The following is a 15,720-nucleotide window of genomic DNA, read 5'->3' as shown; positions in this document are numbered from 1 at the left end:
GGGTATAGATATGAATTCAAAAAAAGCAAATACGCGTGTGGCTCTTTCGGCCTTGCTGCTTTCTCTTCTATTCGTGGCTTGTGGCGAAAAACCTGATGCCATGCTCATTTCTGCCAAAGACTATTTGGCAAAAAATGATAATAAATCAGCGGTCATTCAAATCAAAAATGTGTTGCAGAGTAATCCCGATCAGCCCGAAGCGCGCTATTTGCTAGGTTCCGCACTCTTGAATAGTGGCGATCCCGTGGGGGCTGAAACTGAACTGCGCAAGGCGCTTGATTTGAAACAACCCCAGGATATGGTCGTTCCTCAATTGGCTAAAGCCCTGCTGGCGCAAGGGCATGCCAAGAAGCTGATCGATGAATTGGCGAGAATCGAGTTAAGTCAGCCTTCCGCCAAAGCGAGTCTGCAGATGTCGCTCACCTCGGCCTATGCCATGCAGGGCAAACCGGAGCTCTCGCAGACCGCTTTGAACGCAGCCTTGCAGGCAGAGCCTGGCAATGCGTCGGCCCTGATTACGCAGGCACGGCAAAAGGCTGGGCTGCGTGACTTTGATGGGGCGATGGCGATAACAGAGAGTGTGATTGCCAAATCTCCTGCCAGCTATGAGGCCTGGAAGCTCAAAGGCGATATCTTGTTGTATGCAAAAAATCTGCCTAACGATGCTTTGGCGGCCTATCGAAAAACGATTGAAATCAAGCCGGATTATTTGGCGGGTCATGCGGCTGCCATCACTTTGTTAATGCAACAAGGTAATCTGGCAGAAGCGGATAAACAAATCGGGAAATTAAAGAAATCAGCCCCTAATCATCCGCAAACTCTGTACCTGGAAGCCCAGTCAGCCTTCCAGAAAAAAGAGTTCAAATTGGCAAGAGAGCTCGTGCAGCAGGTTCTGAAAGCGGCGCCCTCTAACGTACTTGGCTTGCAGTTGGCTGGCGTTGTTGAGTTTCAACTCAATTCACTGCCGCAGGCGGAGATCTATTTAAGTCAGGCTATGCAGGCGGCGCCCGATCTGATCCTGGCGCGTCGGGCCCTGGTTCTGACCCATCTGCGCTTGGGGCAACCGGCGAAGGCGATGGCGTCCTTGCTCCCTGGCCTGAGCCGGGCCACAGTGGATCCTGAGTTGCTGTCGGTGGCAGGTGAGGTCTATCTTCAAAATGGCGATGCAAAGAAAGCAGAAGAGTACTTCACGAAAGCGGCCCAGCAGAATCCTAAAGATGCGGGCAAGCAAACCGCCTTGGCACTGAGTCATTTGATGAGTGGATCGTCGGACACGGCTTTTGAGGAGCTGCAGGGCATTGCCGGTTCTGACGCCGGCACAACGGCTGACATGGCGCTGATCAGCGTCAACTTGAGGCGTCAAGATTTTGACAAGGCATTAAAAGCGATTGATGGGCTGGAGAAGAAGCAACCGGACAAGCCGTTGGCCGCTCAATTGAGGGGCAGAACCCTGCTGGCTAAAAAAGACATCGCCGGCGCAAGAAAGAACTTTGAACGAGCTTTGGCGATTGATCCCAGCTATTTTCCGGCTGTGGCCAGTCTGGCTGGCCTGGACATGGCTGACAACAAACCGGACGAAGCCAAAAAACGATTTGAGGCCGTGTTGACCCGGGAGCCTAAAAATAGTCAAGCCTTGTTGGCGCTTGCCGAACTCGCGGCCCGCTCTGGGGCCGGCAAAGAGGAGGTCAGCAAACTTATTGGCAAAGCGGTGTCGGCCAGTCCGACGGATGTGCTGCCACACTTGTTGCTGATTGACTTCAATTTGCGTAACCAGGATGTCAAAGCTGCCTCGTCCGCGGCCCAAAATGCATTGGCGGCATTGCCAGGTAGCCCCGAATTGCTGGACGCGCTGGGCCGCACACAACAGGCTTCAGGCGACTATAACCAGGCCATTGCTTCTTACAACAAGTTGGCCGGTCTGCAGCCGCTGTTACCGCAACCGCATCTGCGTTTGGCAGAAGTTCATATGGCTGAAAAAAATAAGGATGCGGCAGTTGGTAGCCTTCGCAAAGCGCTGGAGCTCAAGCCCGACCTGCTGGAAGCGCAGCGTGCCTTGGTGATGCTTGACCTGGAGGGAAAGAACTTTCAGGGGGCACTGACAATGGCTCGCACGGTGCAGAAGCAACGGCCTGCGGAGGCGGTTGGCTATGTGCTGGAGGGCGATATCAACGCACTGCAGAAGAAGTGGGACGCTGCTGAAGCGGCCTATCGGACAGGCCTGAAAAATGCGAACGCTTCCGAGTTGGCCGTTAAGTTCCACTCTGTCTTGATAAGCACGGGCAAAGGGGTTGAGGCAGACAAGTTCTCCGCCAGTTGGCAAAAAGACCATCCCAAAGATGCCGTCTTCCTGTCTTATCTGGGCGACGTTGCCATTGCGCGGAGCGACTATGCTACGGCCGAGAAAAAATATGCGGCAGTGGTGAAGCTGCAAGCCAATAACGCGGTCGCTTACAACAATCTGGCTTGGGTGAGCGCAAAACTTAACAAAGAGGGTGCCATTGCTTTTGCTGAAAAAGCCAATGCCTTGGCGCCCAATCAGCCAGCTTTTATGGACACCCTGGCCATGTTGTTGTCTGACAAAGGTGATTATGCAAAGGCCGTAGAACTCCAAACTAAAGCACTGGCGCTGCAGCCAAAAAATGCTTTTTTCCAACTCAACCTGGCCAAAATCTATGTCAAAGGGGGTGAAAAAAATCTAGCCCGTAAAGAGTTGGAGGAACTTAAAAAACTTGGCGACAAGTTCTCGGCTCAAGCAGATGTCGCACTCCTCTTGACAGGCATATAGCGATGTCGGTGTTTTTTACACTGGGTGTTCAATTTTGAAATCTAAACAAGCTATGTCAATATGAATCAACGGCTTAAGCTGGATGGCACAAATTATGCTGTTATCCAACATTGATTTGCCATGCCAGGCGTCGCAGCCGTTTTGAAAGATTCCGGCATCCAGGAACTGCAATGGCCGGAGCTGTTGCTCACGCGTGTAATTGCAGGTGGCTGGTTAAATATGAATTAGCCAATATGAATCAGTGAGGTGATTTGATGCATGAAGTAAATTCTCGGATTGAGCAAGCCAAAGAAAACGCAGGGACCCATGGGGTTGGCAGTCGGCGCCACTTCGTGCGGGGTGCGTGCGCGGTCGTACCCGTCGTGCTAACGGTGGGCTCGCGCTCAGCCTTGGCCAATGGGGGGTGTCTTTCGCCTTCAGCCAGTGCCTCGATAAATCTATTGCACAGTCGGCCCAATCGCACAGACGGCAGTTGCGCACTAGGCCGTTCCCCAGGGTATTGGCAGAGTGCAGCCGATACGCAAAATAATTTATTGGCCAGAAATACGCTGTTCAGTACGCCGTTTCCTGGTGGATTTTTGGGGAAAACTATTGAGCAGGTCATTATTGAAAATGGTACCCAGGATCCTCAGCAGTTGGGCGCGCATCTGGGGGCCGCCTGGTGCAATCTACAGATGGGTTGGGTCGATGCATCGGTACTGAGTCTGGAGGTCCTTGAGAAAATGTGGGCGGGACGAATCAGTGGTTACTACCCCATCGATGGGGCACTGCTTCCCGTATGGGGTCCCACAGATATCGTCACTTATTTGAAGACGACGATGCCTCTGTGATCTCTGAGATTGCATGCTGTGATGCCCCTTGTTTTGACTGATCGTTTGCTGCTGGCCAGCCGGGGGCTGGTATTGCGTACGTGTGATGAAGGGGTTCTTGTTTTTGATGAAAAAAATGGAAAAACAAGCTTGTTAAATCATCAAGCTGGGTTGGTGTTAGCTGCCCTGTCCGCGGGAGATGGTGTTGAAGAGGCCGCGCTGCAGCGCGCTTTTTTCATGAAAAATGAAAGTGATGTTTCTATGTTCAATACCGTGATTTCTTCCCTTCAGGATGCTGGATTTGTGACCAATTAATGCGTTTAGAAAACTTTACTGCTGGCGAAATCAGTAGCGCAGTTCGATGTGGTGAGTTACGCCTGCACATTGGCCGATTTACATTGAAAATCTCCAGCTTTCTTCCCGAGTTTGAGGCGGCTTTTCGGCAGTTGTATGCGCACTATCCCTCGTCAATCAACGGGGGGGCTTATGACTATGACATTGATATGTCGCCGCCCACCTTTTTTCGACGCTGGTTTCACCGGAATTCATTATTTCGCCTGTCCGGGGATGCGCCCTTCCTTCCCATGGAGGTGGGGCATGCGCTCGCCCTTTTCGAGTGGGGGCTTAATTGGGCCATCGGGACTTATGCGCATAACTTCCTGATACTGCACTCGGCCGTGGTCGAGTTGCAGGGCTGCGGTGTGTTATTGGCCGCAACGTCCGGCAGTGGGAAGAGCACCTTGGCGGCGGAACTGTCGCTACAGGGCTGGCGCTTGCTGTCTGATGAATTGGCTTTGATCGATAGCGATCTGCGTCTGGTACCTTGTGCACGGCCGATTAGTCTCAAAAATCAGTCAATTGAGGTCATCCGGGCCCGACACCCCGCTGCGGGTTTTGGACAGTTTGCGCGTGACACGCACAAAGGAACCATTGCCCATATTCCTGCGCCCAAATCATCTGTGGATCGTAACCTTGAGACTTGTCCGCCGAGGTTGATCGTATTTCCCAAGTGGACTGCTTACGCTGCCTTGCGTGTCGAGCCCGTGGGTTCGGGTCAGGCTGCATTGCGTCTGATCGATCAGTCTTTCAACTACCCGCTTCTTGGTCAGCGCGGCTTTGAGCGTATGGCTGACTTGGTTGAATCCACCGAGGCTTGGGAGCTCGAATATTCCTCCCTGGATGAAGCAAGAGACGCCTTGGCGCAATTGGTGAGTGAACGTGGCTGATACCTCCCCTTTATTAGACTTTTTAGCTGGCAATTTTTCGGCGGAACGATTGCCGGCTGAGGCCTTCAGTTTGCTGCTGGCTGAAGCGCGGGCCTGTGGTTTGTTGGGCCGGGTGACGAAAATATTATCCGAGTCCCCATTGGCCGACTCACTTCCGCCACCTCTTCAAGACCAATTGCTGGCGGCATCGATTTATTCCAATGCTTTCAGACAGGATGTTTGGCGTGAGCTGGCGCATATAGAGCAGGCCTTGTCTTCTTTGAATACCCCGGTGATCTTGCTGAAAGGCGCTTCCTACGTGCTTCTGGATTTGCCGGCCGCGGAAGGACGAGTTTTCAGCGATGTTGATATCCTTGTTCCAAGAAACCAGATTGCCGCTGTAGAGGCCGCCTTGATGTTGGGGAGCTGGGCGACCGGAAAACTGGATGCCTACGATCAACGCTACTACCGGCAGTGGTCTCACGAGATTCCGCCCATGACGCATCTTTACCGGGGCACCACGATTGATCTGCATCATTCGTTGCTGATGACCACCTGTCGGGTGCCGGTGGATTCGTGCCGGATGATTTCGGCAGCGGTACCGGTACGTGATAACGAATTTTGGTGGCGGCTCAAGGATGAGGATATGGTTCTGCATGCCGCGAGTCACCTGATGTTGAACTCCATGTTCGATCGCGGATTGAGGGATCTATGGGACATTGACCTGTTGTATCGGCACTTCACCTCTTTGTCGGCCGATTTTCCCGAACGCTTGTTGTCTCGGGCGCGAGAAGTGGGCCTGGAAGCCATCCTCACGCAGGCGTTATGGCTTTCTTTCATGTTTTTTAGAACACCATTGCCGGATTTTTTGCTTCCGCTGGAGAAAAGTTTTTCTCTCCGGTTGGTGGCGCTTGCCGCAACGACGCGTCATCCCGACACCCGACCTCGGGGGCAGGCGTGGGCGGATGTGGCGCTGATGCTGCGAGAGATGTATCTCCGACTGCCCAACAACTTGTTGCTCGTCCATTTGTGGCACAAGATTTCGGTACTTTGTGCAGGTCCGCCCAAAGCCGCCGTTTGATGTCGGTACGCCGCAGATGGCAATCAGGTTTATTGAGAAAAATTAATGAAGGGTCAGGAAAATGAAATCCAGGTTCGCTTTTCTCGTTCTTGTCAGTGTCTTTTTTGCCGGACCTCTGCGGGCCGACATGTCGAGCGTGATTGTCAAAGTCAAACCGTCAGTGGTCATTGTGGGCACTTTCAAGAATACAAACAGTCCGCGGTTTGGTTTGCGCGGCGCCGGCTTTATTGTGAGCAATGGCAGCCTGGGCGGCAGCAATCTGGTCATCACCAACGCGCATGTGCTTCAACAGCCCGCAGAAGAGGACCTGGAAGCCTCCTTGGTCGTCCAGATCAGGGTGGGCCAAAATGAATGGCAGATGCGACCGGTGTCGGTGCTCGAAGTCGATAAAGTTCACGACCTGGCTTTGCTGCGTTTTGAAGGGCCTGCGGCACCCGGCTTAAGCGTGCGTGATTCGGCCTCGGTGCAAGAAGGACAAGCCATTGCCTTCATGGGGTTTCCGATTGGGGGCGCTCTTGGTTTCTCGCCCGTCACGCACCGTGGCATGGTTTCGTCCATTACGGCGGCAGCTTTGCCGACGCCCACAGCCCACCAGCTCAATGAAAAAACCATCCGCAGTCTGCGAGAGAGGGGCAGCTTTGACATCTTTCAACTGGATGGCACCGCTTATCCCGGCAACAGCGGGGGGCCCCTCTTTGATCCAGACACCGGCGAGGTGCTCGGGGTGGTCAATATGGTGTTCATCAAAGGCACCAAAGAATCGGCTTTGACAAACCCATCGGGAATCAGCTATGCCATTCCCTCTGGGTTTGTTCTTCAGTTGTTGCGCCGGGGCAAAGTCAACTGACCCCCTGGCTAACGTCCGTAGACATCTTCAAACCGGACAATGTCGTCTTCGCCCAAATAGGAGCCGGATTGAACTTCGATCATCTCCAGCGCTACGCAGCCGGGGTTTTCCAGGCGGTGGGTCGTGCCCAATGGGATGAAGGTGGATTCATTTTCGGATAACAAAAACGTCGTCTCGCCCCGCGTTACCTTGGCGGTCCCGCTGACCACAATCCAGTGTTCAGCGCGGTGATGGTGCATTTGCAGGGACAGGGTGCCGCCCGGTTTCACCACAATGCGCTTGACTTGAAAGCGTTCGCCCGCGTCCACGCTGTCGTACGAGCCCCAGGGACGGAACACCTTGCGATGGATCGAGCCCTCGACCCGGCCTTGTTGCTTGAGGCTGTCTACAATTTTCTTGACGTCCTGAGTCTTGTCCTTGTGTACGACCAAAATGGCATCGGCGGTTTCCACCACCACCAGATCGCTCACGCCGACACAGGCCACCAGGCGGCCTTCTGACAGCGCCAGCGTGTTGTTGCAGTCATGCAGCAGGACATCGCCTTGGGTGACATTGCCGCTGTCGTCTTTGGGCAGCACTTGCCACAGCGCGTCCCAGGCGCCGACGTCTGACCAACCGGCCGAGAGGGGGATGACCACTCCGGGCGGCAGGGCGCCTGCCGCGGCGTTCAGACTTGAAGCGTTGGCGGCCATGCGCTCCATGACCGCGTAATCGATGGAATCAGCGGGGCACTGGGCGAAGGCGTCCTTGTCAACCCGGACAAACTCACCGTCGGCAGAGCCCTGGTCCCAAGCCGTTTGGCAGGCCACCAGGATGTCAGGCCGGCAGATGTTGATGGCGGCCAGCCAGACCGAGGCCCGCATCATGAACAGGCCGCTGTTCCAAAGGTAGGAGCCCTCGTCCAGATAAGCCTGCGCCGTGGACAAGTCCGGTTTCTCGACAAAGCGGGCAATGAGGCTGGCGGGGGTCGGCACGGTCAGGGTTGCTTTACCGGGAAACGGCGCACCAGACTGGATGTAGCCATAGCCGGTCTCCGGCGCATCGGGGGTGATGCCAAAGGTGACGATGGCGCCATCGGCGGCCAGCAGGGCCCCCTGGCCGACCACACGCTGGAATGCCGGGATGTCGAGGATGACGTGGTCTGCCGGCATCACCAGTAACACTGGGTCTGCTTCGTCTTTGATAGCTGCCAAGGCAGCCAGCGTGAGGGCTGGAGCCGTATTTCGTCCTGTTGGTTCAAGCACGATGATGCCGGGCTTGCCCAGCAGGCGCAGTTGCTCGGCAATGACAAAGCGGTATTCCTCACCGCACACCACCATGGGCGGGGCCAGTTCGGCGCCGGCAATGCCCTCAACCCGCCGGACCGTTGCTTGCAGCAGGGAGTCGTCGCCAATCAAGGGCAACAGCTGCTTCGGGTATTTTTCGCGGGACAGGGGCCACAGGCGGGTGCCGGAGCCGCCCGACAGGACAACGGGTTGAATCAACATGGAGTTTGCAATTTCTTTTTTCATGCCCGGGCATCGCCCCAGCGCAGTTGGGAGGTGTCGTCACCCCGGTACAAGGTATCGCCGTGACGGTCGACGCAGTATTCACGCGAGACAATCATCTCACTGAATCGCATGTCGGCAGCAATGCGGGTGTACTTGAACAAAATGCTGCGAACCACCTTGGCCCCGGTGCGGATGTGGCTGCCATGACCGATCCAGGCGGGGCCCGTGATGGTGGCACCGGGCTCAATGCGCACGCTCGAGCCAATGTACACCGGCCCTTCAATCGTGACCTTGTCCCACGGAATGGAGGTATTGAGACCCACCCAGATACCGGGCTTGACTTCACGCCCCGGCATGTTCATGTGGGCCACTTCACCCCGCAACACGCGTTGCAAGACCGACCAGTAGTCGCTTACCCGGCCGATATCGATCCAGTTGAAGGGGCGGCTTTGGGTATAAAACGGCAGGTCTTTTTCGACCAGTTGCGGAAATAACTGCGAGCCAATGTCATAGACCGTGTCTGGCGGCACCATGGCCAGCACCTCGGGCTCGAAAATATAGATGCCGGTACTGGCCAAGGTGGATTTGGCCTCAGCGGGTTTCGGTTTTTCCTGAAACGACAGAATGCGCCCGTCCGGCGCTGCCACCACCACGCCGTAGTTCTGTACGTCTGCCAGCGGCACGTCCAGGGCCACCAAACTGGCGATGGCACCTTTGGCCTTGTGTTCCGCCAAGGCGGCTGTGATGTCCAGATCAATCAGGGCATCGCCACACAGCACCAGCGTGGTTTCATCAAAGAAACCGCTGAAGTCCTGGATGCGCCGCATGCCGCCGGCAGAGCCCATGGGGCGGGGCAAGATGTCGCCGTGTTCGCGAATGCCCTCGTAGGAGTAGCCAATTTGCACGCCCCAACGTCGGCCATCGCCAAAATACTCTTCAATTTTGTGATGGTGGTAGGCCACGTTGATCATGATCTCGGTGATGCCGTGGCGGGCGAGATGCTCAATCAGATATTCCATCAACGGCTTGCCCAAAATGGGCACCATCGGTTTGGGCAAATCTTTCGTTAGGGGGCGAACCCGCGTGCCTTGTCCGGCCGCCAAAATCATTCCCTTAGCCATGCTGGACTCCATTCCTGTTGTTCATATTGATCACTCCCTGTGTTGATAAAATTCAAACCTGCGCATACCCGTTGGGGTTGCTGCTTTGCCAGCGCCAGGCGTCGGCACACATGGTTGCCAGCCCGCGTTCGGCACGCCAGCCCAGCAACGCCAAGGCCAGGGCCGGGTCGGCATAGCACGAGGCGATGTCACCCGGTCGGCGCGGTCCTACTTTGAACGGGACGGGCTTGCCGCTGGCTTGCTCGAAGGCCCGCACCATGTCCAGCACGCTGTAGCCAACGCCCGTGCCCAGGTTGACGGCCCGGCATTCGGCATGTGTTTGCAGTCGCTCCAGCGCCTTGAGGTGCCCCAGCGCCAGGTCCACCACATGGATGTAATCGCGCACTCCCGTGCCATCGGGCGTAGCGTAGTCATTGCCCCATACATTCAAAAACTCACGGCGGCCGACCGCCACCTGGGCCACAAACGGCAGCAAGTTGTTGGGGGGGCCTTGCGGGTCTTCCCCGATCAGGCCGCTGGCGTGGGCCCCGACCGGGTTGAAGTAGCGCAGGATGGCGATTCGCCAGGTGGGGTCGCTGCGGTAAAGGTCGCGCAGCATTTCTTCAATCACCAGCTTGGTCTGGCCATAAGGATTGGTGGCCGACAGCGGATGGTCTTCGGTCAGCGGCAGCTGTTGGGGGTCGCCATACACCGTGGCCGAGGAGCTGAATACCAGTGTGTTAACGCTGCAAGCCGTCATGGCCTCCAGCAGTTTCACGGTGCCCACCACATTGTTGTCGTAATAGGCCAGCGGGTTTTGCACCGACTCGCCGACCGCCTTGAGGCCCGCGAAATGGACCACGGCGGTGGCGTCGCTCTGGCGCAAGGCGGCCACCAGGGCGGCCGAGTCGCGAATGTCGCCCTGCACGAGGGCAAGTTTCTTGCCCGTGATGCGTTCGACGCGGGCCAGCGCTTCGGGCTGGCTGTTGCAGAAGTTGTCAAACACGGTGACGTCATGTCCCGCGTTGAGCAACTCGACACAGGTGTGGGAGCCGATATAACCGGCGCCGCCCGTCACAAGAATTTTGCTCATGGCGTTTGCTCCTGAGGTGAAACCAGGCTAGTCAGGGCAGGCTTCCAGAAAGGAGGCGCCCGCCGCGTCTTTGGCCGAGAGCTGGGGCAAGCCATTCAACGCGGGCCACTGGATGGCCAATGTCGGGTCGTTCCAGGCGATACAGCGCTCATTTTCCGGCGCGTAGTAGTCGGTGGTTTTGTACAAAAACTCGGCGCTGTCCGACAGCACCACAAAACCGTGCGCCAGACCGGGTGGCAACCACAACTGGCGCTTGTTGTCACCGGAAAGAATTTGTCCTACCCACTGGCCAAAAGTGGGCGAATCGCGGCGAATGTCCACCGCCACGTCAAAGACTTCACCGGCGACCACCCGCACCAACTTGCCTTGCGGTCGGTGCAACTGGTAGTGCAGGCCGCGCAACACGTTGCGTGCGGACTTGGAGTGGTTGTCCTGCACAAACGGCAGGCTGACCCCGGTGGCCGCGTGAAAGGCCCGCTGGTTAAAACTCTCGTAGAAAAAGCCGCGCTCGTCCCCGAACACACGGGGTTCAATCAGCAGCACATCGGTAATGGCGCAGGGCGTTACTTTCATCAATACACCTTCTCTTTCACCAAACGCAGCAGGTATTGGCCATAGCCCGATTTGGCCAGCGGCAGAGCCAGTTTGTGCAACTGGACGTCGTCAATCCAGCCGTTGCGCCAGACAATTTCTTCCGGTGCCGCCACCTTGAGGCCCTGGCGTTTTTCGATGGTGTAGATGAACTGACTGGCTTCCAGCATCGACTCATGCGTGCCGGTGTCGAGCCAGGCGTAACCGCGTCCCATGGTCTGTACATCCAGCGAGCCCTGCTCCAAATACATTTTGTTCAGGTCGGTGATTTCCAGTTCGCCGCGCGCCGATGGTTTGACGCGTTTGGCCAACTCCACCACCTGGCTGTCGTAAAAATACAGGCCGGTCACGGCGTAGCGTGACTTGGGGCTTTGCGGCTTTTCTTCCAGGCTGATGGCGTGGCCCTGGTCGTTGAACTCCACCACGCCATAGCGCTCGGGATCTTGCACGGCGTAGGCAAACACGGTGGCACCCTGCGTCTGGCGGTTGGCGCTGTCCAGCAAGCCGGCAATGTCGTGGCCATAAAAAATGTTGTCGCCCAGCACCAGGGCACTCGGTGCGCCGTCCAGAAACGCTTCGCCAATCAAAAAGGCCTGCGCCAAGCCATCGGGGGAGGGCTGCACGGCGTAGCTGATCTGAATGCCCCACTGGCTGCCATCACCCAGCAACTGGGTAAAACGTGGCGTGTCTTGCGGGGTGGAGATCACCAGCACTTCGCGAATACCCGCCAGCAGCAGCACGCTCAGCGGGTAATAGATCATCGGTTTGTCGTAAATCGGCAGCAGTTGCTTGCTCACCACCTGCGTGGCCGGGTACAGGCGCGTGCCCGAGCCGCCCGCCAGAATAATGCCTTTGCGCTGCACGGGTGTGCTGGCCAGTTGTGTTGTAGTCATGTTCATTTTCCCCCTGTGATTTCTTGCAGCATGCGCTTGACCTGGACCTGCCAGGGCGGCAGCACCAGCCCAAAGGCCGCTTGTAGCCGGGTCGTGTCCAGGCGCGAGTTCAAAGGCCGCTGGGCCGGTGTTGGGTAGCTGGCGGTGGCCGTGGGGGCCACTTGCGCGGGCCCGGCCTTGAGTGGCCAGCCCAGGGCCTGGGCTTCGGCCAGCACATAGCTGGCGTAGCCGTGCCAGCTGGTCTCGCCAGCCGCGACGCAGTGGTACAAGCCCGCCAACGCAGGTTGCTTCATGGCGGCCACCAGCGCATGGGCGGTCACATCGGCCAGCAGCTCGGCCGACGTGGGGGCGCCCATCTGGTCATTGATCACGGTCAGTGCTTCGCGTTCGCCGGCCAGGCGCAGCATAGTCTTGGCAAAGTTGCCGCCGCGGGCCGCGTAGACCCAGCTGGTTCGGAAGATCAGATGCTTGGGGCAAGTTGCCACCGCTTGCTCACCTTCCAGTTTGGTCTGGCCGTACACACTCAAAGGTCCGGTGGCATCGGTTTCGCGCCACGGCTGGTTGCCACTGCCGTCAAACACATAGTCGGTGGAGTAGTGCACCAGCCAGGCGCCCAGCTTATTCGCTTCGGCTGCCAGCACGCCGGGTGCCAGTGCGTTGAGGGTGCGGGCCAGTGCGGGTTCCGCTTCGGCCTTGTCCACCGCCGTGTGCGCCACCGCATTCACGATCACATCCGGTTTGACCCGGCGCACGGTATCGGCCAAGCCGGTCAGATTATTGAAGTCACCGCACAACTGGTCGGGGTTGCCTGCGGGGTCATGGCCCAGTGTCACCAACTCACCCAGCACGCTTAAGGAACGCTGCAATTCCCAGCCCACCTGACCGCTACGGCCAAACAACAAAATCTTCATGCGGTGGTGCCTGCGCCGTACTGCTTGGCTATCCAGTCACGGTAAGCGCCGCTTTGCACATTGGCCACCCAGGCCTGGTTGTCCAGGTACCATTGCACCGTTTTACGGATGCCGCTCTCAAACGTTTCAGCCGGTTTCCAGCCCAGTTGCTGTTCGATCTTGTGGGCGTCGATGGCGTAGCGGCGGTCATGGCCGGGGCGGTCCGTCACGTAAGTAATTTGATCTTTGTAGGGCTTGCCATCGGCACGGGGCTTGAGCTCGTCGAGCAGGGCGCACACGGTGTACACGATGTCGAGGTTGGGCTTTTCGTTCCAGCCGCCGATGTTGTAGGTTTCGCCCAACTGGCCCGCTTCCAGCACGCGGCGGATGGCGCTGCAATGGTCGGTGACATACAGCCAGTCGCGGATCTGCTGGCCATCGCCATAGACGGGCAACGGCTTGCCGGCCAGGGCGTTCACGATCATCAGCGGGATCAGCTTTTCAGGAAAATGAAACGGCCCGTAGTTGTTGGAGCAGTTGGTAGTGAGTACCGGCAGCCCATAGGTGTGGTGGTAGGCCCGCACCAAATGGTCGCTGGCCGCCTTGGAGGCCGAATACGGGCTGTTGGGCTCGTAGCGATGGGTTTCGGTAAAGGCTGGCTCGGTCTTGGTCAGCGACCCATAGACCTCGTCGGTAGAGACATGCAGTAACCGGAAAGCAGTCTGGTCAGCGGGCGCCAGTCCGGCCCAATAAGCCCGCACCGACTCCAGCAAATTGAAGGTGCCCACAATATTGGTCTGAATGAATTCGCCCGGGCCGGTGATGGAGCGGTCGACATGCGACTCGGCGGCGAAGTTCACGACCGCACGCGGTTGATGCTGTGCCAGCAAGCCCGCCAGCAGCGCCACATCGCCAAAGTCGCCTTGCACAAAGACATGGCGCGCATCGTTGGCGAGCGAGGCCAGGTTTTGCAGGTTGCCGGCGTAGGTGAGTTTGTCGAGGTTGATGAGCGGCTCGTCCGAGGCGCGGAGCCAGTCGAGTACGAAGTTGCTGCCAATAAAGCCGGCGCCGCCGGTTACAAGAATTGTCATATTTTTGCGTCCCTTAAAACATAAAAGCTGATTCAATTATCGTCACGGCGGCTCAGTTTGAGCCCTCGGTGACGTTGTTCAACCGATTGTTCAGCTGAGGCCGTTAACCCCGACTAACCTGAACAATGAACGGCACTTTTAAATTGCAAAACCTAAGCGGGACACCTGGCTGAATTCCAGCCCGGTGTCCCGCGATCTCGGAAGGCCGTGGGCCACTGCGGAGATCGAGGACGACAGCCTTGATTTTCGCGTAGCTTTGCGGCCCATGCGTGTTAGAAAGTCAATCAGTGGTTACAGGATGTGCATCAATTTGGCCGCTGCGGTCAATTCCGCGCGGAAATCCGGATGCGCAATGGAGATCAATTCCTGGGCGCGTTGTTTCGCCGTTTTGCCGCGCAACTGCGCGACGCCGAATTCTGTAACGACGTAATTGATGTCGTTCTTGCTGGTGCTGACATGGGTGCCGGGCGTGAGCGTCGGCACGATGCGGGTGATGGTGTCGTCCTTGGCGGTGGCCGGCAACACGATGAACGCCTTGCCGCCACGCGAGCGGTTGGCGGCGCGCACGAAATCGGTCTGGCCACCCGTACCGGAATAGGGCAGGTGGCCCAGGCTCTCGGAGCCACACTGGCCCAGCAAGTCGATCTGCAGCGTGGCATTGATCGCCATCAGCTTGTCATTTTTTGCCGCGAGGTAAGGGTCGTTGGTGAAGTCGACCGGGTGAATTTCCAGGGCTGGATTGCGTTCCATGAACTGGTACAGCTTTTTCGAGCCGAGGGCAAAGGTGGCGACCATTTTCCCCGGGAGATACGTCTTTTTGCGGTTGGTAACGGCGCCGCTTTCGACCAGCGTCAGTATGCCGTCGCCGATCATTTCGGTGTGAATCCCCAGATCGTGTTTGGAGGTCAGTTGCATCACCACCGCATCCGGGATGCCGCCGTAGCCAATCTGCAGCGTCGAGCCATCGTCAATCATGTCGGCCACATACTTGCCGATCGCCACTTGCACCGGGCCGATTTTGGGTAGACCCACTTCCAGCACCGGCTCGCTGCTCTCAATCAGGGCCGTGACTTGTGAAATATGCACATGGCAATTGCCGTTGGCAAACGGCACGTTCGGGTTCACCTCCAGCACCACTGCACGCGCCTTGGCCACGGCGGCCATCGTGTAATCAGCGCCGAGGCTGAGCGAAAAATAACCGTGCGAGTCCATCGGTGACGCCATTGAAAACACGACGTCGGCCGGAATCTGGTTGCGCTCGATCAGGCTGGGCATTTCCGAGAAATAGCTGGGAATGAAATCAATCCAGCCCTGCTGGCCGCCCGCGCGGGAGGCGCCGCCGAAAAAAAACGCCACATGGCGCACATGGTCGACCGTTTCCGGGTCGATGTAGCCATATTTGCGTACCGCCAGGATCTGTCCGACTTTCACGCCGTGGAAGCGGCGGCGCTGTTCTGACAGCGCGGTTAACAGCGTGGGCGGCTCGCCGACACCGGTAGGGACAATGATGAAGTCGCCGTTTTTAACCTGATCGATGGCATCTTCGACCGTGCCGCGTTTTTTTTGGTACTGATCCTGAACTGACATGGTGCGCTACGTTCCCTATTTGGTTGTTTGGTGGTGTGCATTTTGCATCCCGCTGGGCTAGTTTAAGCAGCCGTGGACAAGCCACGGGCTGCCCTGAAAGCCGAGCGCTGCGGGCACACCCGCAAGGGGGTGGGTTTGATTTAAGTCATTTAAGCCGCTAGCCCCCGTCCAACCTGCGCAAGTAGCTATGTTTTATATAGCGAATGGAGCGAATCTAGCGTCCAATCGCCAAATACTCAAAGCCCAGGCTGCGGACCT

General features: G+C 57.3%; 14 protein-coding genes. 6 read left to right on the top strand and 8 right to left on the bottom strand.

Annotated elements, in window-relative coordinates; translation table 11 throughout:
* Positions 1–10: 10 nt before the first annotated feature.
* The 6 genes from prsT (at position 11) to HHJ17_RS18595 (ending at position 6,727) form a co-directional block, all read left to right on the top strand.
* Positions 11–2,785, top strand: coding sequence for an XrtA/PEP-CTERM system TPR-repeat protein PrsT (prsT, locus tag HHJ17_RS18620; RefSeq protein ID WP_296502265.1), 2,775 nt, complete (start codon positions 11–13; stop codon positions 2,783–2,785).
* 533 nt (positions 2,786–3,318) lie between these two features.
* Positions 3,319–3,615, top strand: coding sequence for a hypothetical protein (locus HHJ17_RS18615; RefSeq protein ID WP_296502263.1), 297 nt, complete (start codon positions 3,319–3,321; stop codon positions 3,613–3,615).
* Between the two features lie 21 nt (positions 3,616–3,636).
* Complete coding sequence (locus tag HHJ17_RS18610) at positions 3,637–3,909, top strand: hypothetical protein (RefSeq protein WP_296502261.1); 273 nt, start codon at positions 3,637–3,639, stop codon at positions 3,907–3,909.
* On the top strand, positions 3,909–4,820 hold the full coding sequence (locus tag HHJ17_RS18605; RefSeq protein WP_296502259.1) for an HprK-related kinase A: 912 nt from the start codon (positions 3,909–3,911) through the stop codon (positions 4,818–4,820). Before HHJ17_RS18610 ends, HHJ17_RS18605 begins: the two co-directional genes overlap by 1 nt.
* Positions 4,813–5,880, top strand: a complete 1,068-nt coding sequence (locus HHJ17_RS18600; protein WP_296502257.1) for a nucleotidyltransferase family protein — start codon at positions 4,813–4,815, stop codon at positions 5,878–5,880. Before HHJ17_RS18605 ends, HHJ17_RS18600 begins: the two co-directional genes overlap by 8 nt.
* A 61-nt stretch (positions 5,881–5,941) precedes the next feature.
* Positions 5,942–6,727, top strand: a complete 786-nt coding sequence (locus HHJ17_RS18595; RefSeq protein WP_296502254.1) for a serine protease — start codon at positions 5,942–5,944, stop codon at positions 6,725–6,727.
* An 8-nt stretch (positions 6,728–6,735) separates the two neighbouring features.
* Here HHJ17_RS18595 and HHJ17_RS18590 read toward each other — a convergent pair whose 3' ends face one another.
* The 8 genes from HHJ17_RS18590 to HHJ17_RS18555 form a co-directional block, all read right to left on the bottom strand.
* On the bottom strand, positions 6,736–8,214 hold the full coding sequence (locus HHJ17_RS18590; protein WP_296506875.1) for a mannose-1-phosphate guanylyltransferase/mannose-6-phosphate isomerase: 1,479 nt from the start codon (positions 8,212–8,214) through the stop codon (positions 6,736–6,738).
* A gap of 20 nt (positions 8,215–8,234) precedes the next feature.
* Positions 8,235–9,338 carry an NDP-sugar synthase gene (locus tag HHJ17_RS18585; protein ID WP_296502251.1) on the bottom strand — a complete coding sequence of 368 codons (1,104 nt, stop codon included), beginning with the start codon at positions 9,336–9,338 and terminating at the stop codon, positions 8,235–8,237.
* Positions 9,339–9,390: 52 nt separating this feature from the next.
* On the bottom strand, positions 9,391–10,410 hold the full coding sequence (gene galE / locus HHJ17_RS18580) for a UDP-glucose 4-epimerase GalE (RefSeq protein WP_296502248.1): 1,020 nt from the start codon (positions 10,408–10,410) through the stop codon (positions 9,391–9,393).
* A gap of 27 nt (positions 10,411–10,437) precedes the next feature.
* Positions 10,438–10,983, bottom strand: a complete 546-nt coding sequence (gene rfbC / locus HHJ17_RS18575) for a dTDP-4-dehydrorhamnose 3,5-epimerase (protein ID WP_296502246.1) — start codon at positions 10,981–10,983, stop codon at positions 10,438–10,440.
* Positions 10,983–11,894, bottom strand: coding sequence for a glucose-1-phosphate thymidylyltransferase RfbA (gene rfbA / locus HHJ17_RS18570; RefSeq protein WP_296502245.1), 912 nt, complete (start codon positions 11,892–11,894; stop codon positions 10,983–10,985). The genes rfbC and rfbA overlap by 1 nt, the downstream gene beginning before the upstream one ends.
* Before the next feature lie 2 nt (positions 11,895–11,896).
* Positions 11,897–12,805 (bottom strand): dTDP-4-dehydrorhamnose reductase, encoded by a 909-nt coding sequence (gene rfbD, locus HHJ17_RS18565; RefSeq protein ID WP_296502244.1) that lies wholly within the window; start codon positions 12,803–12,805, stop codon positions 11,897–11,899.
* Positions 12,802–13,875 (bottom strand): dTDP-glucose 4,6-dehydratase, encoded by a 1,074-nt coding sequence (gene rfbB, locus HHJ17_RS18560; protein ID WP_296506873.1) that lies wholly within the window; start codon positions 13,873–13,875, stop codon positions 12,802–12,804. The genes rfbD and rfbB overlap by 4 nt, the downstream gene beginning before the upstream one ends.
* A 291-nt stretch (positions 13,876–14,166) precedes the next feature.
* Positions 14,167–15,462, bottom strand: coding sequence for an acetyl-CoA hydrolase/transferase C-terminal domain-containing protein (locus HHJ17_RS18555; protein ID WP_296502242.1), 1,296 nt, complete (start codon positions 15,460–15,462; stop codon positions 14,167–14,169).
* Positions 15,463–15,720 lie beyond the last annotated feature (258 nt).

This window comes from Rhodoferax sp., assembly GCF_012927445.1.
Taxonomy (GTDB): Bacteria; Pseudomonadota; Gammaproteobacteria; order Burkholderiales; family Burkholderiaceae_C; genus Rhodoferax.
The sequence above is the reverse complement of the archived record's forward strand: the minus strand, read 5'-3'. Positions and strand labels throughout refer to the sequence as shown.